Genomic DNA, 24,546 nt, shown 5'->3' on the forward strand with positions numbered 1-24,546 from the left:
CACCGAAGAGAGGGATACCTTGCCCGAAAGCAGGGTATCGCTTGGTTAATCCAGCTTGTTCTCTTTCAGGAAACCTTCCCCACCCAACTGGCGCATCTGGCGCATAATCCACTGTTGACGCTGCACCACATAACCGGACGGCGCATCGGCCCTGAAGCGGTGCGGATTCGGCAATACCGCCGCCAGCAGCGCCGCTTCGGCCGCGGTCAGGCGCTTGGCCGGCTTATGGAAAAAGCGCTGTGAAGCCTCTTCCACGCCGAACACCCCGTCGCCGAACTCCACGATGTTCAGATACACCGTCAGAATACGCCGCTTGGTCCACACCAGCTCGATGCCCGACGTCAGCCCGGCCTCCAACCCTTTGCGCAGCCAGCTGCGGCCATCCCAAAGAAACAGGTTCTTGGCGGTCTGCTGCGACAGCGTGGACGCGCCGCGAATGCGCGTCGGGCGCTTCTCGTTGTGGCTGAGCGCCTTTTCAATGGCCGCCACATCGAAGCCCCAATGGTCTGGAAACTTCTGATCTTCCGCCGCCATCACCGCCAGCGCCATCTGCGGCGAAATGTCGTCCATCGACACCCAGTCCGAATGAGCGACGTAGCCGAAGTCGCCGCTCAGCCAGGCGCTGATCTGCCGCTCCACCATCACGGCGGAAAACGGCACCGGCAGGAAGGCGAAGGCCACAATGCCCAACACCCACAGGCCGATAATCGCGATGACGCCGCGTTTCAGCCAATACCACGGACGCAGCCGCCGCCATCCGCCGACCGATTTGCTCATTCAGCCAGTTCCAGCACCCGCGCCACCAGTTTATCGATGCCGACGGCCGCCTGCGCGATCGACGGTGCCAGCATATAGGCCGGCGTGGTCACGATCTTGTGCTCGCTGTCCACCACGATGTCGTCCACCGGGCAAATCACCGGCTCGCCGCCCATGGCGTCAATCACTTCTCCCAGGTCGGGATCGTTGCCAATGGTCAGCCGCGCTTGTTGATCGAGCAGCTTCGGCAACAGCGCCGGTGCGATGCACATCAGGCCAATTGGTTTGTTGGCCTTATGCATCTCGCGCGTCAGACGCGCCAACGCTTCATCGACCCAACATTCCGCGCCGGCCTCGGCGAAATTGCTGAGATTCTTGGCGGCGCCAAAGCCGCCGGGCACAATCAGCGCATCCAGCTGCGCGGCCTCCGCCAGCGCCAACGGCTGCACTGCGCCGCGGGCAATGCGCGCCGATTCAATCAGGACGTTGCGCGATTCCGCCATCTCCTCACCAGATAAGTGATTAATAACATGGCGTTGCGGTTTATCAGGCGCAAAACACACCGCCTGCGCGCCGGCACGGTCCAGCGCCAGCAGCGTCAGCACCGCTTCGTGGATCTCCGTACCGTCATAAACGCCGCTGCCGCTGAGGACTACACCCACCTTTTTCATCACTCTTCCTCCTGTCGCTGCTGTCAACTGGTTCGTGCTCGGAGTTGACAAACACTAATCTACATCACACATTTTAATGAATCTTCTAACAAGAGCGCTTACATTTGCTATGTTGTTGGCTGTATGATGTTTAGGAATTCGCTACAACCTGCTCGACCAGAACACTGAAACCAATACGCAGGTTCACAATTTCCCTGGTGTTGGCGCAATATTCGCGCACCCCGGCTCACGTCGGGGTCATTTTTTTTCAGCGTTCTCTACCCAAGCCCGCAGTACCTGCACGTCGTTACGCCACTCTTGCTTCAGCTCATCTACCCAGTCCTGCACGTTATCCCACCAGGCCGGCAGCGTCGGCGTTTGAATCTGTTGCGCCAACTGCTGCAGGTGACGCAGGCCGACCGAACCGGCGGCGCCCTTGATCTTGTGCCCTTCCTCGGTGATGCCTTTCTGATCGCGCGCCGTCATGTTGGAATCCAGCACCGCCAGATAACCCGGCATCATCTGTTCGAACATCTCCAGACTTTGATGGATCAACTGCGGACCAACCAGGTCCATGTACTGCTCCAGCATCGCGGTATCGAGTAACGACTCATTAATCTGCATCGCCTTGTGCTCCGTTTTCTTAGAAGTGTGAGAAGGTTGATGATCCCAATAGTGTTTGATGACCTTGGTCAGCGCCGGCACCGACAGCGGCTTGCTCAGCACATCGTCCATGCCCGCCTCGAGATACTCTTTTTTGTCTTTCAGCACGTTGGCGGTCAGGGCCACCAACGGCGGCAGCGCCTGCCCGGCGTAACGCTCGCGCAGCGCCCGGGCGATATCCAGCCCGGTCATGTCCGGCAGTTGGATGTCCAGCAGCACCAGATCGAACTCGTCCGGATCGAACATCGCCAGCGCGTCATGGCCGTTCATCGCCACCTCGACGCTGTTGCCCAGCTTCTCCAGCACCGAGCGCGCCACGATCACGTTCAGTTCGATATCTTCCACCAGCAGGATGTGCAGCGCCGGCAACGGCAGCTCCTCTTCCTCCGGCGCCGCGCTGACGGCTTCCTGCACCGCCGGCGCCTTGATGGTCAAAGTGAAGCAAGAACCGTGCCCTTGTTCGCTGCGCACGGTAATGTCGCCGCCCATGCTCTGCGCCAGCCGTTTGGAGACCGCCAGCCCGATGCCGGTGCCGGTGGCCGGACGGCCGCCGCGCTGATCTTTCACCTGATAATACATGGCGAAGATCTTGTCCTGCTCGTCCTGCGGGATGCCCATGCCCGAGTCTTCCACTTCGAACACCAGCTTCTCCTGCGCCTCGCGCCGCACGCGCACCACAATTTGCCCCTGTTGGGTAAATTTCACCGCGTTGCCGATCAGGTTCCACAAGATCTGCCGCAGGCGCGTGCCGTCGGTCACGATCTGCTGCGGCAGCGGCGTCTGCGGCTCCATGATGAACTGCAGCCCTTTCGGCTGCGCTAGCAGGCCCGAGAGATTCTCCAGATCCGCCAGGAAACCGGTGAAGTCCACCGGCTGGTTGTCGAGCTGCACCTTGCGCCGCTCGAGCTTGTCCATTTCGATAATGTCGTTGAAGATATTGCCGAGGGTGATGGCGCTGACGTGAATGGTCTTCAGGTATTTCAGCTGCTCGTCGTTCAGCTCGGTATCAAGCAAAATGCGGCTCAGGCCGACGATGCCGTTAAGCGGCGTACGCAGCTCGTGGCTGATCGTAGAGATAAAGGTGGTTTTCTCCCTGCTGGCGTTCTCCAGCGCGTCCTGGTAGCGCTTACGCTCGGTAATATCGCGGCCGAAGCCCATCAGCCCGTGGCGTTTGCCCACCCGGTCGTAAAACGGGACCTTGCGCAGCTCGAAACAGGCCTTGCGGCCGTCGGGATACACCAGCCACTGTTCGTAGGTCAGCGAAACGTTGTGGCGGAACACCTTCTCGTCGGTCTCAATGACCTTTTCGGCGATCTCCTGGCCGTAGACGTCGAACGGCGTCAGGCCGATCAGCTGTTTCTCGCTTTTGCCGGTCAGCAGTTCCATCGCGCGGTTACAGCCGGAAAACTCTTTATCTTCGTTGCGGTAGTAGACCAAATCCGGCGAGGCATCGAGGAAGGAACGCAGCAGCGCCGATTGCTGGCCCAGCTCAATCTGCGCCTGCTCGCGCTGCTCCATCTCTTCCGTCAGCTTTTCCATCACCTGCAGGCGCTCTTCTTCCGCTTTGATACGGTCGGCGATCTCCTGATTCAGCTGGCTGATATTGTCTTTGAGCTGCTGATTAAGCTCCAGATCGCGGTGGCGCATCTCTTCCAGCTTGTCCACCAGCCGCGCCAGCCGTTGGCGCGACTCTTCCAGCTGTTCCACCACCACCGAGAGAAAGTAGACCGCCCACGGGGTGATCAACAGACCGAAGAAGATTGAACGCACCACGTCGATGCTTTCCACTTCGCCGCGCAGCAGCATGGTCACCGCCATCTGCACCACCATCGCCAGCACCACCAGCGCCGAGGCCAGCAGCAGCGAGAAGCGCACCAACCCCAGTTTCACCATTAAATCAACGTAGTACTGGGCCAACACCCGGATTTGCTTCATAGCGGCTCCCATCAGACACAATCTTTTGAATCATACCGTAAAACCGCAATGAGATAAGGCGGCAAACGCCGAAGTGTGGCAAAGATTGCACTTCAGAGCGGCATTCCGGGGCGGTAGCGCCGCTTTTCATCCAGCGCGCTGCCCTGCCCGCCGTATTGCTGCAGATAAGCACCGACCGCCTGCATGCCGCTCCAGCGGTTTTCGCACCACAGCGGCGCCAGCAGCGTCGGCCGACGGGCGCTGGCGGAAAGACGGTGGTACACCACCTCGCCCGGCGTATGGCGGACCATCTCCCCGGCGCTGGCGGCGTAGTCCTCCAACGCCAGTTCGGACAACCGCCCGGCATGCCACGCCCGCGCCAGGGTACTGCCGGTGACGACGTGCAGCGGATGCAGTTTGATGCCATCCACGCCGGTCTCCGTCACCCGCTGCAGCGTGAGCAGATGATCGCGCTGAGTTTCTCCCGGCAGCCCGACGATCAGATGGCAGCACACCTTCAGCCCGCGCTGCCGGGCCAGTCGCGCAGTCTGCTGATAACAGCGAAAATCATGGCCGCGGTTGATGCGCTTCAGCGTTTTATCGTGCGCCGTCTGCAACCCCAGCTCCAGCCACACTTCATAGCCTTGCTCGCGGTATCCCGTCAGCAGATCCAGCGCGGCGGGCGGCACGCAGTCCGGCCGGGTGCCGACGCACAGGCCGACCATGGCGCTCTGCGCCAACGCCTGCCGATACATCGTCTCCAGCCGTTCAACCTCCGCATAGGTGCTGGTATAGGCCTGGAAATAGGCCAGATAGCGCCGCGCCCGATCGGCCCGCGCGGCCTGCTGCGCCAGCTGTTCGGCGATGCTCTGGCGTTGCATCGCTTCATCGGCGAACGAGGCGACATTGCAGAACGTACAGCCGCCGCGCCCCAACGTGCCGTCGCGGTTAGGGCAGCTGAATCCGCCGTGCAGCGTGAGTTTATGGATCTTTTCGCCATAGCGGCGCTGGAGATCCGCGCCAAACATATTGACTAATTGCGGCAACTGCATAATCTTGGTGGTTCTCTGTGTTCAAAGCCGCGATGCTAATAAGAAACGGTTTTTCCCGCGATGACAGAGATCAACGCTTTCCCCGCAAGGCGCCATCAGGCATAACTATTCATCATAAACGCAAATCAATTCATTCTAATTCTGATGAATTATTCTAATCGTCACGCAACCGTTAACGGCAATATGACAACACGGTGAAAAATAGTCATAAACATCAGCCAAGCAATATCTTATAGAATAAAATTCTGGCATTACCCCCCGCACTAGCATGGTGCAGAGATTAAGGGGTTGCACTATAGTGAGACAGCTCACACTTCTGCAAGGATCGGCGTTGCCCCACGATAGTGCAAAAATGCATTAAATTACTTATTTATCAAATAAATAAACATCATTAATTCGATAAGAATCTATCTTAAGCCCACATTTGACCTGCGAATTCTTTCTCGCTAAGTTGGAAGTCCGCTGGAAGCTTTCTGGACGGGCAAACGTCTCGTCATATTTATGCAGTAATTGAAGACTCCCTCTTAAAACAAGTCCTATACCACTTGTGAGACCGTCACGAGAGGCCATTGATGGAGGGCGGAAAAGCAGATTGGCGGGGTTAACTTGCTGATTGGACTTCTGCCTGAAATTGGGAAGCCCCCTCGCAGTAGGTTGTGAGAGTCACGCAGAGCCTGGGGAGGTTCACGATATGTTGTACGATAAATCCCAAGAGAGGGACAACTGTGGTTTCGGCCTGATCGCCCATATAGAAGGCGAACCTAGCCACAAGGTGGTGCGCACCGCCATTCACGCGCTGGCCCGCATGCAGCACCGCGGCGCGATCCTCGCCGACGGCAAGACCGGCGACGGCTGCGGCCTGTTGCTGCAAAAACCCGATCGTTTCTTCCGCATGGTGGCGGAAGAGCGCGGCTGGCGTTTGGCCAAGAACTACGCCGTCGGCATGATGTTCCTCAGCCAGAATGAAGAGGAAGCGCGCCTCAGCCGCCGCATCGTGGAAGAAGAGCTGCAAAACGAAACGCTGTCGATCGTCGGCTGGCGCGAAGTGCCGACCAACCCGGACGTGCTGGGTGAAATCGCCCTCTCCTCCCTGCCGCGCATCGAGCAAATCTTCGTTAACGCCCCGGCCGGCTGGCGCCCGCGTGATATGGAGCGCCGCCTGTTCGTGGCGCGTCGCCGCATCGAGAAACGCGTGGAGGACGACAGTTTTTACGTCTGCAGCTTCTCTAACCTGGTGACGATCTATAAAGGCCTGTGCATGCCTGCGGATCTGCCGCGCTTCTATCTCGATCTGGCGGACCTGCGCCTGGAGTCGGCCATTTGCCTGTTCCACCAGCGCTTCTCCACCAACACCGTGCCGCGCTGGCCGCTGGCGCAGCCGTTCCGCTACCTGGCGCACAACGGCGAAATCAACACCATCACCGGCAACCGCCAGTGGGCACGCGCCCGTACCTATAAATTCCAAACGCCGCTGATCCCGGATCTGCAGGCCGCCGCGCCGTTCGTCAACGAAACCGGCTCCGACTCCAGTTCGCTGGACAACATGCTGGAGCTGCTGCTGGCGGGCGGGATGGATCTCATCCGTGCCATGCGCCTGCTGGTGCCGCCGGCCTGGCAGAACAACCCGGACATGGACGGCGATCTGCGCGCCTTCTTCGACTTCAACTCGATGCACATGGAGCCGTGGGACGGCCCGGCCGGCATCGTGATGTCCGACGGCCGCTACGCCGCCTGTAACCTCGATCGCAACGGCCTGCGCCCGGCGCGCTACGTGATCACCAAAGACAAGCTGATCACCTGCGCCTCCGAAGTCGGCATCTGGGATTACCAGCCGGATGAAGTGGTAGAAAAAGGCCGCGTCGGCCCCGGCGAGCTGATGGTGATCGACACCCGCAGCGGCCGCATCCTGCACTCGGCGGAAACCGACAACGATCTGAAAAGCCGCCACCCGTATAAAGAGTGGATGGAGAAAAACGTCAAACGCCTGGTGCCGTTCGAAGATCTGCCGGACGATCAGGTCGGCAGCCGCGAGCTCGACGACGCGCAGCTCGAAACCTATCAGAAACAGTTCGGCTACAGCAGTGAAGAGCTGGATCAGGTGATCCGCGTGCTGGGCGAAATTGGCCAGGAAGCCACCGGTTCGATGGGCGACGATACCCCGTTCGCCGTGCTCTCCAGCCGGCCGCGCATCGTTTACGACTATTTCCGCCAGCAGTTCGCGCAGGTCACCAATCCGCCGATCGATCCGCTGCGTGAAGCGCACGTCATGTCGCTGGCCACCAGCATAGGCCGCGAAATGAACGTGTTCTGCGAAGCCGAAGGCCAGGCGCACCGCCTGAGCTTCAAATCGCCGATCCTGCTGTACTCCGATTTCAAACAGCTCACCACGCTGGAAGGCGAATACTATCGCGCCGAGACCCTCGATCTGACCTTCGATCCGCAGCAGCAGGATCTGGAGCAGACCATTCGCGCCCTGTGCGACGAAGCGGAACGTAAGGTGCGCGAAGGCGCGGTGCTGTTGGTGCTGTCCGACCGCGCCATCGCGCCCGGCCGCCTGCCGGTGCCTGCTCCGATGGCAGTCGGCGCCGTGCAAACCCGCCTGGTGGAAAAAAGCCTGCGCTGCGACGCCAACCTGATCGTTGAAACCGCCAGCGCCCGCGATCCGCACCACTTCGCCGTACTGCTCGGCTTCGGCGCGACCGCCATCTATCCGTATCTGGCCTATGAAACCCTGGCCAAGCTGGTGGACAGCCAGGCGATCGACAAGAAATACCGCGACGTGATGCTGAACTACCGCAACGGCATCAACAAAGGCCTGTACAAGATCATGTCCAAGATGGGCATTTCGACCATCGCCTCTTACCGCTGCTCCAAGCTGTTCGAAGCGGTCGGCCTGCACCGCGATCTGGCGGATCTGTGCTTCCAGGGCGTGGTCAGCCGCATTGGCGGCGCCAGCTTCAGCGATTTCCAGCAGGATCTGCAGAACCTTTCCAAGCGCGCCTGGCTGAAACGCAAACCGCTGGAGCAAGGCGGCCTGCTGAAATTCGTGCACGGCGGCGAATACCACGCCTACAACCCGGACGTGGTGAACTCGCTGCAAAAAGCGGTACACAGCGGCGAGTACAGCGACTATCAGGCTTACGCCAAGCTGGTGAACGAGCGGCCGGTCGCCATGCTACGCGATCTGCTGGCCATCACGCCGAAAGGCGAACCGATCCCGGTCGATCAGGTCGAACCGGCGGAATCGCTGTTCAAACGCTTCGACACGGCGGCGATGTCGATCGGCGCGCTGAGCCCGGAAGCGCACGAATCACTGGCGATCGCCATGAACGGCCTCGGCGGCTTCTCCAACTCCGGCGAAGGCGGCGAAGATCCGGCGCGCTACCGCACCAACAAGGTGTCGCGCATCAAACAGGTGGCCTCCGGCCGCTTCGGCGTAACACCGGCCTACCTGGTGAACGCCGACGTGATCCAGATTAAGGTGGCGCAAGGCGCCAAGCCGGGCGAAGGCGGCCAGCTGCCGGGCGACAAAGTCACCCCGTACATCGCCAGACTGCGTTACTCGGTGCCGGGCGTGACGCTGATCTCCCCGCCGCCACACCACGACATCTACTCGATCGAAGATCTGGCGCAGCTGATCTTCGATCTGAAGCAGGTCAACCCGAAGGCGGTGATCTCGGTGAAACTGGTGTCCGAGCCGGGCGTCGGCACCATCGCCACCGGCGTGGCGAAAGCCTATGCCGATCTGATCACCATCGCCGGTTACGACGGCGGCACCGGCGCCAGCCCGCTGTCCTCGGTGAAATATGCCGGCTGCCCATGGGAACTGGGCCTGGTGGAAACCCAGCAGGCGCTGGTGGCCAACGGTCTGCGCCACAAGATCCGCCTGCAGGTGGACGGCGGCCTGAAAACCGGCGTGGACATCGTCAAAGCGGCGATCCTGGGCGCGGAAAGCTTCGGCTTCGGCACCGGGCCGATGGTGGCGCTGGGCTGCAAATACCTGCGCATCTGCCACCTCAACAACTGCGCGACCGGCGTCGCGACTCAGGACGACAAGCTGCGCCGCGATCACTACCACGGCCTGCCGGAACGCGTGACGAATTACTTCCAGTTTATCGCGCGTGAAACCCGCGAGATCATGGCGCAACTGGGCGTGAGCCAGTTGGTGGATCTGATCGGCCGCACCGAGTTCCTGACCGAGCTGGACGGCATCTCCGCCAAGCAGAACAAGCTGGATCTGTCGCCGCTGCTGAAAACCGCCACGCCGCATCCGGGCAAAGCGGTGTACTGCACCGAAAGCAGCAACCCGGCGTTCGACAAGGGCCTGCTGAACAAAGAGCTGCTGGCGCAGGCACAGCCGCATATCGAAGCGAAACAGGGTAAAACCTTCTACTTCGACATTCGCAACACCGACCGCTCCGTGGGCGCCATGCTGTCCGGCGCTATCGCCAACGTGCACGGCGATCAGGGCATGGCGGCCGATCCGATCAAGGCGCACTTCTCCGGCACCGCCGGGCAGAGCTTCGGCGTCTGGAACGCCGGCGGCGTCGAGCTGACCCTGACCGGCGACGCCAACGACTATGTCGGCAAAGGCATGGCCGGCGGCAGCATCGCGGTGCGTCCGCCGATCGGCTCCGCCTTCCGCAGCCATGAAGCCAGCATCGTCGGCAACACCTGCCTGTACGGCGCCACCGGCGGCAAGCTGTTCGCCGCCGGCCGCGCGGGCGAGCGTTTCGCGGTGCGCAACTCCGGCGCCATCACCGTGGTGGAAGGCATCGGCGACAACGGCTGCGAATACATGACCGGCGGCATCGTCTGCGTGCTGGGTAAAACCGGCATCAACTTCGGCGCCGGCATGACCGGCGGCTTCGCCTACGTGCTGGACGAAGACGGCGAGTTCCGCAAGCGCGTGAACCCGGAGCTGGTGGAAGTGCTGGATGTCGATCAGTTGGCGATCCATGAGGAGCATCTGCGCGGCCTGATCACCGAACACGTGCAGGCGACCGGCTCTTCCCGCGCGGAAGAGATCCTGGCCAACTGGCCCGAGTGGGCGCCGAAGTTCGCCCTGGTCAAACCGAAGTCCAGCGATGTCAAAGCGCTGTTGGGTCACCGTAGCCGTTCCGCAGCCGAGCTGCGGGTGCAGGCGCAGTAAGAGGTAGGTCATTAATGAGCCAGAACGTTTACCAATTTATCGACCTGCAGCGTGTTGATCCGCCAAAGAAACCGCTGAAGATCCGCAAAATCGAGTTCGTCGAGATCTACGAACCGTTTTCGGAAACCCAGGCCAAGGCCCAGGCGGACCGCTGTCTGTCCTGCGGCAACCCGTATTGCGAGTGGAAGTGCCCGGTGCACAACTACATCCCGAACTGGCTGAAGCTGGCCAACGAAGGCCGCATCATGGAAGCGGCGGACCTGGCGCATCAGACCAACAGCCTGCCGGAGGTGTGCGGCCGCGTATGCCCGCAGGATCGCCTGTGCGAAGGGTCTTGCACCCTGAACGACGAGTTCGGCGCGGTCACCATCGGCAATATCGAGCGTTACATCAGCGATAAGGCCATCGAAATGGGCTGGAAGCCGGACATGTCGCACGTGCAACCGACCGGCAAGCGCGTGGCGATCGTCGGTGCCGGCCCCGCCGGGCTGGCCTGCGCTGACGTGCTGACCCGCAACGGCGTTAAGGCGGTGGTGTATGATCGTCATCCTGAGATCGGCGGTCTGCTGACCTTCGGCATCCCGGCCTTCAAGCTGGAAAAGGAAGTGATGGTCAAACGCCGCGGCATCTTCAGCGAGATGGGCATCGAGTTCCAGCTGAATACCGAAGTGGGCAAAGACGTCAGCATGGAGACTTTGCTGAGCGAGTACGATGCGGTGTTCCTCGGCGTCGGCACCTATCAATCGATGCGTGGCGGGCTGGAGAATGAGGATGCGCAGGGCGTGTACGACGCGCTGCCGTTCCTGATCGCCAACACCAAGCAGTTGATGGGGTATGAAACCGAGCAGCACGAGCCTTATGTCAGCATGGAAGGCAAACGGGTGGTGGTGCTGGGCGGCGGCGATACCGCCATGGACTGCGTGCGCACCTCGGTGCGTCAGGGCGCGACGCAGGTCACCTGCGCCTACCGCCGCGACGAGGCCAACATGCCGGGCTCCAAGCGCGAAGTGAAGAACGCCCGGGAAGAAGGGGTGGACTTCCAGTTCAACCTGCAGCCGCTGAGCATCGAACTGAACAGCGCCGGCCGCGTGGCCGGGGTGAAAATGGTGCGCACTCAGTTGGGTGCGCCGGATGCCAACGGCCGCCAGGCGGCGGAGCAGGTGCCGGGTTCCGAGCACGTGATCGACGCCGACGCGGTGGTGATGGCGTTCGGCTTCCGCCCACACCGCATGGACTGGCTGGCGGCGCACGACGTGCAGCTCGATAAACAGGGCCGCATCGTGGCGCCGGAAGGCAGCGACAACGCATTCCAGACCAGCAACCCGAAAATCTTCGCCGGTGGCGACGCGGTCCGTGGCTCCGACCTGGTGGTGACGGCGATCGCCGAAGGCCGCAAAGCGGCAGACGGCATCATGAACTACCTGGAAGTGTAAACCTTCCGTACCGCCAAAGGCCCGGCACATTGCCGGGCCTTTGTTTTAACCGGCCACGCTTTGTAACAACCTCCCCCCTACTCACTGCCTCAACGCGCTATAGTATTGAGTTAGCACCATTGCAGGGCGCGGCTGCGCCTGACACCGAGATAAGGATAGCGAACATGAAATGCTCCATTTCCCTGTTGGCCGGCGCACTGCTGGCCGTCAGTTTCAGCGCCTCAGCCCTGGCGCTGGATTCGCAGGAGGTCGGTTACAATATCGAAGCGCGCGGCGCACGGCCGGTCGTGGCGCAGTTGGGCAAGGCCGGGCAGTTCAGCGCCGTGGAAAACAGCATACGGTTGGGGGACGACAACTGGATTGCCCTGGCACCCAAGCTGGCCGGCGGCGGCAATGCCGGATTTACCGCCGGCATTAAATCTGCCCTCTCCGCCGCCCTGATCTACAACCCGGCGGCGGTATTGCAGGCGCTCAACAAAGGCAACGATCTGCCGCTCAATGACATCTGCACCGCGCCGCCGGAAGTGCAAGGCGACACCGCCATCACCAGCTTCCGTGAGCGCGCGGCCCGCGCGCTGTCCACCGTGCGCGTAGGCGATCTCAGCGCGCCGCGCGATGCCTGCATTGCCGCCTTGAAAGGCTGATCCGCTTCGTCCGGGCAAAAAAAAGCACCCCACGGGGTGCTTTTTCGTTTGTTCACGCGGGCTTATTTTACCACGCGCAGCGCCGGGCGGCCACCGCGCGGCGGCTGCGGCGGTTCGTCGTCCGAGCCGTCATCTTCCGCGGTATCCGGGCGATCGCCGTCGATCACCGACATCAACGTTTCCGAAGGGATCGTCTCATTGTCCAAACCTTCGAACACGCCTTCGCTTTCGTCGTAGGCGGCTTCCGGTTCAAACATCGTGCCGGCGCCGTTCTCACGCGCATAAATCGCCAGCACGGCGGCCATCGGCACCGAAACCTGGCGCGGCACGCCGCCGAAGCGCGCGTTGAACTGCACGTCTTCGTTGCCCAACGCCAGGTTGCCTACCGCGCGCGGCGCGATATTCAACACGATCTGGCCATCGCGCGCGAACTCCATCGGCACCTGAACATCAGGGCGAGTCACGTCGACCACCAGGTGCGGCGTCAGCTGGTTATCCAGCAGCCAGTCATAGAACGCCCGCAGCAGATACGGGCGACGCGGCGTCATCTGAGACATGTCCATCGCGCTTAGCCCCGGGTTTGCAGGCGCATTTCACGCTCGGCTTCGGTCAGGGAAGCCAGGAAAGCGTCGCGTTCGAAGACGCGGGTCATGTAGCCTTTCAGCTCTTTGGAGCCGGCGCCGCTCAACTCGATGCCCAGCTGCGGCAGACGCCACAACAGCGGTGCCAGGTAGCAATCCACCAGGCTGAACTCTTCGCTCATGAAATACGGCGCCTGGCCGAAAATAGGCGCGATCGCCAGCAGCTCTTCACGCAGTTGGCGGCGGGCGGATTCTGCTTCCTGACCGCTGCTCTTCTCGATCTTGTCCATCAGCGAGTACCAGTTCTTCTCGATGCGCAGCATCATCAGACGGCTCTCACCACGGGCAACCGGGTAAACCGGCATCAACGGCGGGTGCGGGAAGCGCTCATCCAGGTATTCCATGATGATGCGGGATTCATACAGGGTCAGTTCGCGATCGACCAGCGTAGGCACCGTCTGGTAAGGGTTGAGGTCAATCAGATCTTGCGGCAGGTTATCCATTTCGACCTGCTCGATCTCGACGCTGACACCTTTCTCCGCCAGTACGATGCGTACTTGATGGCTAAAAATGTCGGTCGGGCCAGAGAACAGCGTCATTACCGAACGTTTGTTGGCAGCGACAGCCATGAAAACCTCCAAGTTATCTAGAAAATACTGCGAATAGCCAACTGACAGGCTGCTATCCTGAATAATCTTGCCGCAGGCCGGCAGCACGCAGCGCGACCCGAACCCATAAAAAACCGGCCCAGGAGGTCAACTGCACGGCGAACAGGCGCAAAAGTGGGTGATAGTTTACCAGATTTTGCTTGTTTTGTGGGGGCGCTGCGGCGAATTCATGTTGAATTGTCTGATATACCACAGATTTTAGTCGGGGACGGCGGATTTCAGGCATAAAAAAACCCGGTGAAGCACCGGGTTTTTTGCGTAAATCGCACTGCCGAAGCAGCGGAAATTAACGCTTGGAGAACTGCGGACGACGACGTGCTTTACGCAGACCGACTTTCTTACGTTCAACCTGACGAGCGTCACGGGTGACGAAGCCAGCTTTACGCAGTTCAGAACGCAGAGTCTCATCGTACTCCATCAGTGCACGGGTGATACCGTGACGGATGGCGCCAGCTTGACCGGAGATACCACCACCTTTAACGGTGATGTACAGATCCAGTTTGCCAACCATGTCGACCAGTTCCAGCGGCTGACGAACTACCATGCGGGCAGTTTCGCGACCGAAGTACTGTTCCAGGCTGCGCTGGTTGATAACGATGTTACCGTTGCCCGGCTTGATGAAGACGCGAGCGGCGGAGCTTTTGCGGCGACCAGTGCCGTAGTATTGATTTTCAGCCATTGCCATTAATCCCGATTAAATGTCCAGAACTTGCGGTTGCTGTGCCGCGTGATTGTGCTCGGTGCCCGCGTAAACTTTCAGTTTACGGAACATAGCACGACCCAGCGGGCCCTTTGGCAGCATGCCTTTAACCGCGATTTCAATCACGCGCTCAGGACGGCGGGCAATCATCTCTTCAAAGGTCGCTTGCTTGATACCACCGATGTGGCCGGTGTGGTGGTAGTACACTTTGTCTGTACGCTTGTTGCCGGTTACAGCAACTTTGTCAGCGTTCAGAACGATGATGTAATCACCGGTATCCACGTGCGGGGTGTATTCCGCTTTATGCTTGCCGCGCAGGCGACGAGCCAGTTCAGTAGCGAGACGGCCTAAAGTTTTACCATCTGCATCAACAACGTACCAGTCGCGTTTTACGGTTTCTGGTTTAGCTGTAAAAGTTTTCATTAGAAAGCTTACCCAATAATTAGTTACACGTTGGTGAACACCCAAACGCTCGAAAACAGTTGAGGCTCACACGACCATACAAGTCCAGCAAACCTACCCCTTCGAATAGCCATTGCCGGCACTATAAAGTTTTTGGGAAAAAAAACTTTGTTGTAACGTGGGGTCGCAAGATTATAGAGAAGTCGCTCACAAAGATCGAACGGTTTTTGAATGGAAAATAAATTTATCGCCGGCGGCGGACAACCGGCGATACGGCGGCGGCAAGCCCGGCAGACTCAGGGCAAATGCGGCAGCTTGAGGTACTCTTCGCTCTGCATTTCCTGCAGGCGCGACAGGCAGCGCTGGAATTCAAATTTCAGCTGCACCCCCTGATAGATCTCGAACATCGACGCTTCAGCGCCGATCACCAGCTTGATGTGCCGCTCGTAGAATTCGTCCACCAACGCCAGGAAACGGCGCGCGGTATTCTCTTTCAGCGGCCCCATCACCCGCACATTATACAGGATCACGCTGTGATACAGCCGCGACAGCGCGATGTAGTCCAGTTGGCTGCGCGCCTCTTCGCACAGCGTGTGGAAATCCACCGCCAGCACGCCGTCCACCGAACGGATAGCCTGCAGCGGCCGATGGTTGATCTGCAGCACCGGCGCGTCCTCCCCCGCCTTGCCCGCCAGCTTGACGAACATCCGATCCAGCGTCTCGCGCGTCTGGTCGCTCAGCGGCGTCAGGTAGAGGTGCGCCTGGGTCAGGGTACGCAGACGATAGTCGATGCCGGCGTCGACGTTCATCACGTCGCAGTACTCGTTGATCAGATCGATGGCCGGCAGGAAACGCGCCCGCTGAAGACCGTTGCGGTACAGATCGTCCGGCGGGATGTTCGACGTGGCCACCAGCGTAATGCCGCGCGCGAACAGCGCCTGCAGCAGCGTGGCCAGCAGCATGGCGTCGGTGATGTCGGACACGAAAAATTCGTCGAAACACAGCACGTCGGTCTCGGCCTTAAAGCCGTCGGCGACGATTTCCAGCGGGTTTTCCCGCCCCTGCAGCTCGGTCAGCTCTTCATGCACCCGCAGCATGAAGCGGTGAAAGTGCAGACGCATTTTGCGATCGCCCGGCAAACTGTGGAAGAACATATCCATCAACCAGGTTTTGCCGCGCCCGACGCCGCCCCACATATACAGCCCCTGCACCGGGCGCTGCGGCGCCGTGTCGCCGCCCTTGCCCAGCAAGCGGCTGAGCTTACCGCGCAGCCCGCCGGCAGGCGCGCTCGCCGCCGGCTTTTGCAACAGAGCCTGATAAATGCGATCCAGTTGAGTGACGGCCCGGCGTTGAACCTCATCGGCCTGATATTCCCCCGCATCCAGCGCCTGCTGGTAGCGAGATAACGGTGATAGTGCCTGCATCTGTTCGATGTTCCCTAAGAACGCTTAGAAATTATTTAGCCAACGTTGGCGGCAAGTTGATGCCGATTCGCACCGTTATCGCCACAAATGCCCGCTGCGGGCGCCGCTGAAAACCCTGTAAAAATTAGGTGGAAGCGCATCAGGATTCCACTCGGACAAGGTTAACGGTTATAGTGGATATTATTAAGTGAAAAATCCCTGCGGAACAACGAAGTCAAAATAGGAGTCATCATGACCTGGGAGTATGCGCTGATTGGTTTGGTCGTCGGTATCGTGATTGGTGCGGTGGCGATGCGTTTTGGCAACCGTAAATTACGTCAACAACAAGTCCTGCAGAACGAGCTGGACAAGAGCAAAACCGAGCTGGAAGAGTACCGTCAGGAGCTGGTCGGCCACTTTGCCCGCAGCGCCGAGCTGCTGGACAACATGGCGCGCGATTATCGTCAGCTGTATCAGCACATGGCGAAAAGCTCGAACAACCTGCTGCCGGATCTGCCGATGCAGGAAAATCCGTTCCGCTATCGCCTGACCGAAGCGGAAGCAGACAACGATCAAGCGCCGGTGGAAATGCCGCGCGACTATTCGGAAGGCGCCTCCGGCCTGCTGCGCGGGCAAAGCGCGCGCCGCGACTGACCCCCTTCGCCCGCGGGGCCACCCGCGGGCTTCCTCCGTTTACCGTCTTGACCTTCCCTCGCATTACCTTTACTGAACTTTGCACGCAAATTCACGGTCTTACCCTTCACTATGACAAGGTGATTGCCTTATCATCAAATTTTCATCGGCAGGTATTGAGAGAGTTATAATCAATGAAGAAAAAGTCGTTAATTCTTAGTGCATTGGCAATGAGCCTCGGCCTGACGCTCAGCTCCGTACCGGTGGCCAACGCGGCCCTGCCCGTCGCCGTTCAGGGGCAGCCGCTGCCGAGCCTGGCGCCGATGCTGGAAAAAGTCTTGCCCGCCGTAGTGAGCGTGCATGTCGCCGGCACTCAGGTGCAGCGTCAACAACTGCCGGAAGAGTTCAGGCGCTTCTTCGGCCCTAACTTCCCCGGCCAGCAGCAAAGCTCCCGTCCGTTTGAAGGGCTGGGTTCCGGCGTTATCATCGACGCCGCCAAAGGCTATGTGCTGACCAACAACCACGTCATCAACAACGCCGATAAAATCCGCGTGCAGTTGAACGACGGTCGCGAGCTGGACGCCAAGCTGGTCGGCCGCGATGAGCAATCAGACATCGCCCTGCTGCAGCTCAGCGACACCAAAAACCTGACCGCCATCAAGATGGCCGACTCCGATCAGCTGCGCGTCGGCGACTTTGCCGTCGCCGTCGGCAACCCGTTTGGCCTGGGCCAAACCGCCACTTCCGGCATTATCTCGGCGCTGGGCCGCTCCGGCCTGAATCTGGAAGGGCTGGAAAACTTCATTCAGACCGACGCCTCCATCAACCGCGGCAACTCCGGCGGCGCGCTGGTTAACCTGAACGGCGAGCTGATCGGCATCAATACCGCCATTTTGGCGCCGAGCGGCGGCAACGTCGGCATCGGCTTCGCCATTCCGAGCAATATGGCGCAGAACCTGAGCCAACAGCTGATTGAATTCGGCGAAGTGAAACGCGGCCTGCTAGGCATCAAGGGCAGCGAAATGACCCCGGATATGGCCAAAGCCTTCAACACCGACGCGCAGCGCGGCGCCTTCGTCAGCGAAGTGTTGCCGAAATCCGCCGCCGCCAAGGCCGGCATCAAGGCCGGGGACATTCTGGTTTCCGTCGACGGTAAACCGGTAAGCAGCTTCGCCGAGCTACGCGCCAAGGTGGGCACCACCGCGCCGGGCAAAACCCTCAAAGTGGGCCTGCTGCGCGACGGCAAACCGCAGGAAGTCTCGGTCACGCTGGACAATAGCGAGAGCGCCTCGACCAATGCCGAAACGCTGTCGCCGGCGCTGCAGGGTGTTTCCCTCAGCAACGGCGCGCTGCCGAGCGGCGACAAGGGCGTGAAGGTGGAGAACGTGGATAAAGGCTCGACGGCGGCGCAGATCGGCCTGCAGAAAGGCGACGTGATCATCGGCGTCAACCGTCAGCGCGTGGACAACATCACTACGCTGCGCAAAGTGCTGGAGGCCAAGCCACCGGTGATGGCGCTCAATATCGTACGCGGCAACGAAACCATTTATCTGCTGCTGCGTTAATTTGTGCAAAAACCGGGCTCGGTGACATACTGCGCCCGGTTAACTCATGCTATCCTCCGAACATCGTTCACCACACCACGAAAACTCCATGTTTGCTAAGCTCTTGCGTTCTGTCGTTATCGGTCTCATCGTTGCCGGCCTGCTGTTGGCCGCCCTGCCCATGCTGCGTTCTTCCAACGGCCTGTTTGCAGACAAACCTGAGAGCACCAGCGACGAAACGCCAGTGAGCTACAACAAAGCGGTGCGCCGCGCCGCGCCCGCCGTGGTGAACATTTACAACCGCAACCTGAACGGCGCCGCCAACGTGCTGTCGCTCGGTTCCGGCGTGATCATGAATGAACGCGGCTATATCATCACCAACCGCCACGTGATCAAAGACGCTCAGCAGATCACCGTGGTGTTGCAGGATGGCCGCCGCTACGAAGCGCTGTTGGTCGGCTCGGACGGCCTGACCGATTTGGCGGTGCTGAAGATCGATCCCGGCAATTTGCCGGTGATCCCGACCAATAAAAATCGCGTTGCCCACGTCGGCGACGTGGTGCTGGCGATCGGCAACCCCTATAACCTGGGGCAGACCGTCACACAGGGCATCCTCAGCGCCACCGGCCGCATCAGTATGAGCACCACCGGCCGACAGACGTTCCTGCAGACCGACGCCTCCATCAACCGCGGCAACTCCGGCGGCGCGCTGGTCAACTCGCTGGGCGAGCTGATCGGCATCAACACCCTGACCTATGACAAAATTACCGACGGCGAAACGCCGGAGGGCCTCGGCTTCGCCATTCCGATCGAACTGGCCACCAAAATCATGGACAAGCTGATCCGCGACGGCCGTGTGATCCGTGGCTATTTCGGCATTCAGGGCAAAGAGATCATTCCGCTGCGCTCCTCGAATTCCGGCATCGATCGCCTGCAGGGCATCATCGTGACCGAAATTACCCCGAACGGCCCGGCGGGCAGCGCCGGTTTCCAGATCAACGACATCATCATCAACGTGGATAACAAACCGGCGGTATCCGTGCTGGAAACCATGGACCAGGTAGCGGAGATCAGGCCAGGCACCGAGATACCGGTTATCGTGCTGCGCGACGGCAAACGCATTACGTTGAAAATGACGGTGGGTGAATTCCCGGAAGACAGCAATTAAAAAAGGGCCGGCATTGATAGCCGGCCCTTTGATTTTCATCCTGCCGACGCAGCCGCGCCGGCGCTAATGCCTTACTCGCCTTTCACACGCTCGATGTTCGCACCCAGCGCGCGCAGCTTGTCTTCAATACGCTCATAGCCGCGATCAATATGGTAGATGCGATCGACGACGGTCACGCCGTCGGCGATGCAGCCGGCGATCACCAGGCTGGCGGAAGCGCGCAGATCGGTCGCCATCACCTGAGCGCCGGACAGCTGTTCAACGCCATGGCAGATCACGGTGTTGCTCTCGATTTCCGCGTGCGCCCCCATGCGGATCAATTCCGGCACGTGCATGAAGCGGTTTTCGAAGATGGTCTCGGTGATAACGCCGGTGCCTTCCGCCACCAGGTTCAACAGGCTGAACTGGGCCTGCATGTCGGTCGGGAAGCCCGGGTGCGGCGCGGTGCGCACGGTGACCGCTTTCGGGCGCTTGCCGTGCATGTCCAGGCTGATCCAGTCTTCGCCCACTTCGATATCGGCACCGGCTTCACGCAGTTTGGCCAGCACCGCATCCAGCGTATCCGGACGGGTGTTGCGGCACATCACTTTGCCGCCGGAAACCGCGGCGGCGATCAGGAAGGTACCGGTCTCGATACGGTCAGGCAGCACGCGATACACGCCGCCGCCCAGACGCTCGACGCCCTCGATGGTGATCTTGTCGCTGCCTGCGCCGCTGATCTTCGCGCCCAGCGTATTGAGGAAGTTGGCGGTATCGACAATTTCCGGCTCACGCGCGGCGTTCTCGATAACGGTCGTGCCGGTCGCCAGGGTCGCGGCGCTCATGATGGTCACGGTCGCGCCCACGCTCACCTTGTCCATCACGATGTGCGCGCCTTTCAGACGGCCATCGACGGACGCCTTGACGTAACCTTCTTCCAGCTTGATCTCGGCCCCCAACTGCTCCAGGCCGGTGATGTGCAGATCGACCGGACGCGCGCCGATCGCGCAGCCGCCCGGCAGGGAAACCTGGCCGCGGCCGAAACGTGCCACCAGCGGCCCCAGCGCCCAGATGGAAGCGCGCATGGTTTTCACCAGATCGTAAGGCGCGCAAAACTCGTTCACGCCGCTGGCGTCCACGAAGACCGAACCGTTGCGCTCAATCTTGGTGCCCAACTGGCTGAGCAGTTTAATGGTGGTGTCGATGTCCTTCAGCTTGGGGACATTCTGCAGCTCGACCGGCTCTTCCGCCAACAGGGCGGCGAACAGGATCGGCAGGGCGGCGTTTTTGGCCCCGGAAATAGACACTTCACCGCTCAGGCGGGTCCGACCCTGCACACGAAATTTATCCATCTGACTACTCTCTGTTATCTAATCTGAAGCTGCCCGCCCGGCAGGGCAAACAGCCTTAAAATCCGTTGAGTTTGCGGTCTCGCTGCCACTCTTCAGGGGTGTACGCCTTGATAGACAAGGCATGAATGCGGTTGTCCGCAATGTATTCCATCAGCGGTGCGTAAACCGTCTGCTGTTTTTTGACGCGGCTCATGCCGGCGAACAGTTCGCCGACCACGATCGCTTGAAAATGGCTGCCGTCGCCCGTCACGTGCGCTTCATCCAGTGCCAATGCCTGCATCAGCACGTCTTTAATCTCGTTGGTTTCCATAGTATCCAGTTCTGCCGCTAAAGGATCATAAACAGCCTAGTATCTTAGTGGAATACGATGTTTTCTTAAACTAAAGAAAAAGCCCCTGCATAACAGGGGCTTTGTATCGTTTAACCACGCAAAGGCGGTGTAAAACGCCGCTAACCGGCGGTATCGACAGGCATTATCGCCTGCAGGTTGTAGAGCGCGATCAGCGTTTTCAGACGCTCGGTGACGCCGAAAATTTTTAGCGCGACGCCACGTTGGCGCTGCTCTTCCTGCAGATGCAGCAACAGCGCCAGCCCGGAGGAGTCCACGCGCTGCAGTTGCGCCACGTCGATCGCGGTTTTATCCGCCATCAGCGCGTCGCGCTGCCGCCACAACGGCAGCAGCGTTTCACGGTCCAGTTCACCGCGCAGGATCAGCGTCTGCTGCTCTGATTCGAAGCTGAGCGCTGCCGACATCAGTTTTTCTTGTCCAGCGAGATGGGCTGCGCGGCAGCGGCCTGCAGCTGTTTGGTCAGGCCGTCGATGCCCTGAGTACGCAGCGTAGACGCCCACTCGTTTTGCTTGGTGGTGATCATGCTGACGCCTTCGGCGATCATGTCATACGCCTGCCAGTAGCCGGTTTTGCTGTTCTTGCGCCATTGGAAATCCAGACGCACCGGCGGGCGGCCGCCGTTGTCGATGATGGTGACGCGAATGGCCACGATGTCGGCGTTGCCCAGCGGCTGTTCAGGCGCGATCTGGTAAGTCTGGCCGTGGTACATCGCCAGCGCCTGGCCGTAAGCCTGCTCCAGGTAAGCCTGGAAAGCGGTGAAGTAAGCTTCGCGCTGCGCAGGCGTCGCATCTTTGTAGTAACGGCCCAGCACCAGCGCGCCGGCGTATTTCACCTGCACGAACGGCATCAGTTCCTGATGCACGATGGAGCGCAGGTAGTTCGGGTCCTGCTTGATCTTCGGCTGTTCGTTCTTCAAACGGCTGAAGGTCTTCTGCGCCGCGTCTTGCATCATGCTGTAAGGATTGGTTTGGTCGGCTGCGCTCGCCAGCGGCGCAACCACCAGCAGAGCCACCATCAGTAAACGTTTAAACATGCAGGTATCCTCTCTTAATGATTTGGAACAGCGGGTTGCGGTGCAGCGCCGGCAGCCGGCTCAGCGGCCGCGTCTCCCGGTTTGGCGCTGTCCTGACCGCCGCTTTTATACAGGAACTGGCCGATCAGATCTTCCAGAACCATGGCTGATTTAGTGTCCTGGATGGTGCCGCCGTCTTTCAGAATGGTGGTGCCCATATCAGGATCTTCGAAGCCCACGTTAAGCGCCAGATATTGCTCGCCCAGCAGGCCGGAGGTGCGGATCGCCAGCGAGCTGGTATCCGGGATTTCGTCGTACTTTTTCTGGATATCGAGCGCCACGCGCGGCGTGTAGGTTTTCGGATCGAGTTCGATGTCCGCCACGCGGCCGATCACCACGCCGCCGATCTTCACCGGCGAACGCGGTTTCAGGCCGCCGATATTGTCGAACGTCGCGTAAACGCGGTAGGTCGGCTCGCTGCCGATCGATTTAAGGTTCGCCACCTGCAGGCAGATAAACACGATGGCGCACAGCGCGATCAGCATGAATGCCCCAACCCAGATTTCACTCTTCTTCGTTTGCATCGAATCAATTCCCAAACATCAGTGCGGTCAGCACGAAATCCAATCCCAACACCGCCAGTGACGAATGCACCACGGTACGCGTCGTCGCCCGGCTAATCCCTTCAGAGGTAGGCACGGCGTCATACCCGTTGAAAATGGCAATCCAGGTTACGGTAATGGCGAACACCACGCTCTTGATCAGGCAGTTGAGCAGATCTTTTTTCCACTCTACGGCGCCTTGCATCGCCGACCAGAAGAAGCCGCTGTCGATGCCTTTCCAATCCACGCCGACCACCGAGCCGCCCCAAATGCCGATCGCCACGAAGATGATGGTCAGCAGCGGCATGCTGATCATCCCCGCCCAGAAACGCGGCGCCACGATGCGCCGCAGCGGATCGACCGCCATCATTTCCAGGCTGGAGATCTGTTCCGTCGCCTTCATCAGGCCGATTTCCGCCGTGAGCGCGGAACCGGCGCGGCCGGCGAACAGCAGCGCCGTCACCACCGGCCCCAGCTCGCGCAGCAGCGACAGCGCCACCATCATGCCGAGGCTGGCTTCAGCGCTGTAGGTGGTAAGCACGATATACCCCTGCAGGCCCAGCACCATGCCGATAAACAGCCCGGAAACCATGATGATCAGCAGCGACTGCACGCCGACGCTGTAAAGCTGTTTCAACAACAGCGGCCACTGCTTGCCGGGTTCCGGCCGGCCAATCAATGCGTTGAACAGCATCAACCCGGCGCGGCCGAAGCTGGCGCTGGTGTTGATGCCACTGCGCCCCAGAGACGCTAACGCTCTTAATAACATGAGCTTATTTACTCCCTAAGCCTAGCAGTTCAGTCTGATAATCCCCGGCCGGATAGCGGAACGGCACCGGTCCATCCGCTATACCATCCAGGAACTGACGCACGCGCGCATCAGGATTGTTCTGCAATTGCTGCGTGGTGCCTTCGGCAATCACCCGGTGATCGGCCACGATATATGCGTAGTCGGCGATGCTCAGCACCTCCGGCACGTCGTGCGACACCACGATGCAGGTAATGCCCAGCGCATGGTTCAACTCGTCGATCAGCTTGACCAGCACCCCCATGGTGATCGGATCCTGGCCGACGAAAGGTTCGTCGAACATGATCATCTCCGGGTCCAGCGCGATCGCGCGCGCCAACGCCGCCCGGCGCGCCATGCCGCCGGAGAGTTCATTGGGCATCAGCTGCGCCGCACCGCGCAGCCCGACCGCTTCCAGCTTCATCAGCACCGTGCTGCGCAGCAGGGGCTCAGGCAGGTTGCTGTGCTCACGCAACGGGTAGGCCACGTTTTCGAATACGGTCAAATCGGTGAACAGCGCGCCCGACTGGAACAGCATGCTCATCTTTTTGCGCGCGTCGTACAACTGACGGCGGGACAATGCGGGAATGTTGTCGCCGTCAAACCAAATCTCCCCGCGGTCCGGCGTCAGCTGACCGCCGATCAGACGCAGCAGCGTGGTTTTGCCGATGCCCGACGGCCCCATGATCGCCGTGATCTTACCGCGAGGCACCGTCAGGTTGATGTCTTCAAATATCCGCCGGTCGCCGCGCGAGAAGCTCATGTCGCGCACTTCGACCAAATTATCTGCCTTTTGGAGCATGTTAATGGACCCTTTACGACTCATCTTTTGCTGAATCTACCCGTGATGTTAAAGCAATGGGCGCAATCCGTCTCATCTTTACAAAAACTTACTGCCATTTCGCAACCAATGATGCCATTGGTTTTACTTTTCCGCGCCACCCGGTCAAAATTGGCGCCATAACGAAAAAAAACGAAAGTGTTCAACAATTAGCCGGGAAAAACCGTTGCTGCGCTCAAGCGCACGCACCGGAGGGCAAGCAATACCGCCGCATTGACGGCTTTAACCAACGAACCGGGATAATACCCGACAAAGGACCCT

The 24,546-nt window shown here is 60.0% G+C and carries 22 protein-coding genes; 6 read left to right on the forward strand and 16 right to left on the reverse strand.

Features of this window, described 5'->3' with window-relative positions; genetic code table 11:
* Window positions 1-45: 45 nt before the first annotated feature.
* The 4 genes from mtgA to ACJ8J1_RS17905 form a co-directional block, all read right to left on the reverse strand.
* Window positions 46-777, reverse strand: a complete 732-nt coding sequence (gene mtgA, locus ACJ8J1_RS17890; RefSeq protein WP_033644511.1) for a monofunctional biosynthetic peptidoglycan transglycosylase — start codon at window positions 775-777, stop codon at window positions 46-48.
* Window positions 774-1,427, reverse strand: coding sequence for an isoprenoid biosynthesis glyoxalase ElbB (gene elbB, locus ACJ8J1_RS17895; RefSeq protein WP_033644510.1), 654 nt, complete (start codon window positions 1,425-1,427; stop codon window positions 774-776). The genes mtgA and elbB overlap by 4 nt, the downstream gene beginning before the upstream one ends.
* A 237-nt stretch (window positions 1,428-1,664) precedes the next feature.
* Window positions 1,665-4,004 carry an aerobic respiration two-component sensor histidine kinase ArcB gene (gene arcB, locus ACJ8J1_RS17900; protein ID WP_033644509.1) on the reverse strand — a complete coding sequence of 780 codons (2,340 nt, stop codon included), beginning with the start codon at window positions 4,002-4,004 and terminating at the stop codon, window positions 1,665-1,667.
* Between the two features lie 92 nt (window positions 4,005-4,096).
* Entirely contained in the window at window positions 4,097-5,035 is a 939-nt protein-coding gene (locus tag ACJ8J1_RS17905; RefSeq protein WP_033644508.1) for a TIGR01212 family radical SAM protein, read from the reverse strand.
* 691 nt (window positions 5,036-5,726) lie between these two features.
* Between ACJ8J1_RS17905 and gltB the strand changes: the two genes are divergently transcribed.
* The 3 genes from gltB to ACJ8J1_RS17920 all read left to right on the forward strand — a co-directional run bounded on the left by gltB (window position 5,727) and on the right by ACJ8J1_RS17920 (window position 12,264).
* Window positions 5,727-10,187, forward strand: coding sequence for a glutamate synthase large subunit (gene gltB, locus ACJ8J1_RS17910; RefSeq protein ID WP_033644506.1), 4,461 nt, complete (start codon window positions 5,727-5,729; stop codon window positions 10,185-10,187).
* A gap of 14 nt (window positions 10,188-10,201) precedes the next feature.
* On the forward strand, window positions 10,202-11,620 hold the full coding sequence (locus ACJ8J1_RS17915) for a glutamate synthase small subunit (protein ID WP_033644505.1): 1,419 nt from the start codon (window positions 10,202-10,204) through the stop codon (window positions 11,618-11,620).
* A 164-nt stretch (window positions 11,621-11,784) separates the two neighbouring features.
* Window positions 11,785-12,264 (forward strand): hypothetical protein, encoded by a 480-nt coding sequence (locus tag ACJ8J1_RS17920; protein ID WP_033644504.1) that lies wholly within the window; start codon window positions 11,785-11,787, stop codon window positions 12,262-12,264.
* Between the two features lie 62 nt (window positions 12,265-12,326).
* Here the strand turns inward: ACJ8J1_RS17920 and sspB are convergent, their stop codons facing one another.
* From sspB to zapE, 5 genes are all read right to left on the reverse strand, one after another.
* Window positions 12,327-12,827, reverse strand: a complete 501-nt coding sequence (sspB, locus tag ACJ8J1_RS17925; RefSeq protein WP_033644502.1) for a ClpXP protease specificity-enhancing factor — start codon at window positions 12,825-12,827, stop codon at window positions 12,327-12,329.
* A 5-nt stretch (window positions 12,828-12,832) separates the two neighbouring features.
* The gene (sspA, locus tag ACJ8J1_RS17930) at window positions 12,833-13,474 is read right to left on the reverse strand and encodes a stringent starvation protein SspA (protein ID WP_004937082.1); all 642 of its coding nucleotides are present in this window, start codon (window positions 13,472-13,474) and stop codon (window positions 12,833-12,835) included.
* Window positions 13,475-13,799: 325 nt separating this feature from the next.
* On the reverse strand, window positions 13,800-14,192 hold the full coding sequence (gene rpsI, locus ACJ8J1_RS17935) for a 30S ribosomal protein S9 (protein ID WP_004937080.1): 393 nt from the start codon (window positions 14,190-14,192) through the stop codon (window positions 13,800-13,802).
* A 15-nt stretch (window positions 14,193-14,207) separates the two neighbouring features.
* Window positions 14,208-14,636 (reverse strand): 50S ribosomal protein L13, encoded by a 429-nt coding sequence (gene rplM / locus ACJ8J1_RS17940; protein WP_004937079.1) that lies wholly within the window; start codon window positions 14,634-14,636, stop codon window positions 14,208-14,210.
* Window positions 14,637-14,911: 275 nt separating this feature from the next.
* The gene (zapE, locus tag ACJ8J1_RS17945; protein ID WP_033644501.1) at window positions 14,912-16,039 is read right to left on the reverse strand and encodes a cell division protein ZapE; all 1,128 of its coding nucleotides are present in this window, start codon (window positions 16,037-16,039) and stop codon (window positions 14,912-14,914) included.
* A 231-nt stretch (window positions 16,040-16,270) separates the two neighbouring features.
* On the opposite strand from zapE, the gene zapG reads away from it, so the two are divergent.
* The 3 genes from zapG to degS all read left to right on the forward strand — a co-directional run bounded on the left by zapG (window position 16,271) and on the right by degS (window position 19,363).
* Window positions 16,271-16,672, forward strand: coding sequence for a Z-ring associated protein ZapG (zapG, locus tag ACJ8J1_RS17950; protein ID WP_004937074.1), 402 nt, complete (start codon window positions 16,271-16,273; stop codon window positions 16,670-16,672).
* A gap of 173 nt (window positions 16,673-16,845) precedes the next feature.
* Window positions 16,846-18,216 carry a serine endoprotease DegQ gene (gene degQ, locus ACJ8J1_RS17955; RefSeq protein WP_025304368.1) on the forward strand — a complete coding sequence of 457 codons (1,371 nt, stop codon included), beginning with the start codon at window positions 16,846-16,848 and terminating at the stop codon, window positions 18,214-18,216.
* An 88-nt stretch (window positions 18,217-18,304) separates the two neighbouring features.
* Window positions 18,305-19,363 (forward strand): outer membrane-stress sensor serine endopeptidase DegS, encoded by a 1,059-nt coding sequence (gene degS / locus ACJ8J1_RS17960; RefSeq protein WP_033644500.1) that lies wholly within the window; start codon window positions 18,305-18,307, stop codon window positions 19,361-19,363.
* Window positions 19,364-19,434: 71 nt separating this feature from the next.
* Here the strand turns inward: degS and murA are convergent, their stop codons facing one another.
* The 7 genes from murA to mlaF form a co-directional block, all read right to left on the reverse strand.
* Complete coding sequence (gene murA / locus ACJ8J1_RS17965; protein WP_019453131.1) at window positions 19,435-20,694, reverse strand: UDP-N-acetylglucosamine 1-carboxyvinyltransferase; 1,260 nt, start codon at window positions 20,692-20,694, stop codon at window positions 19,435-19,437.
* Window positions 20,695-20,749: 55 nt separating this feature from the next.
* Entirely contained in the window at window positions 20,750-21,004 is a 255-nt protein-coding gene (gene ibaG / locus ACJ8J1_RS17970) for a BolA family iron metabolism protein IbaG (RefSeq protein WP_025304370.1), read from the reverse strand.
* A gap of 140 nt (window positions 21,005-21,144) precedes the next feature.
* Window positions 21,145-21,447, reverse strand: a complete 303-nt coding sequence (gene mlaB / locus ACJ8J1_RS17975) for a lipid asymmetry maintenance protein MlaB (RefSeq protein WP_033644499.1) — start codon at window positions 21,445-21,447, stop codon at window positions 21,145-21,147.
* On the reverse strand, window positions 21,447-22,076 hold the full coding sequence (gene mlaC, locus ACJ8J1_RS17980; protein WP_033644498.1) for a phospholipid-binding protein MlaC: 630 nt from the start codon (window positions 22,074-22,076) through the stop codon (window positions 21,447-21,449). The genes mlaB and mlaC overlap by 1 nt, the downstream gene beginning before the upstream one ends.
* Before the next feature lie 14 nt (window positions 22,077-22,090).
* Window positions 22,091-22,639 carry an outer membrane lipid asymmetry maintenance protein MlaD gene (mlaD, locus tag ACJ8J1_RS17985; protein ID WP_033644497.1) on the reverse strand — a complete coding sequence of 183 codons (549 nt, stop codon included), beginning with the start codon at window positions 22,637-22,639 and terminating at the stop codon, window positions 22,091-22,093.
* 4 nt (window positions 22,640-22,643) lie between these two features.
* Window positions 22,644-23,426: a lipid asymmetry maintenance ABC transporter permease subunit MlaE gene (gene mlaE, locus ACJ8J1_RS17990; protein ID WP_033644495.1), complete on the reverse strand. Its 783-nt coding sequence runs from the start codon at window positions 23,424-23,426 to the stop codon at window positions 22,644-22,646.
* Between the two features lie 4 nt (window positions 23,427-23,430).
* Window positions 23,431-24,246: a phospholipid ABC transporter ATP-binding protein MlaF gene (gene mlaF, locus ACJ8J1_RS17995; RefSeq protein ID WP_033644494.1), complete on the reverse strand. Its 816-nt coding sequence runs from the start codon at window positions 24,244-24,246 to the stop codon at window positions 23,431-23,433.
* Window positions 24,247-24,546 lie beyond the last annotated feature (300 nt).

The organism is Serratia sp. CY37869, from assembly GCF_052168895.1.
GTDB classification, from domain to species: Bacteria; Pseudomonadota; Gammaproteobacteria; order Enterobacterales; family Enterobacteriaceae; genus Serratia; species Serratia ureilytica.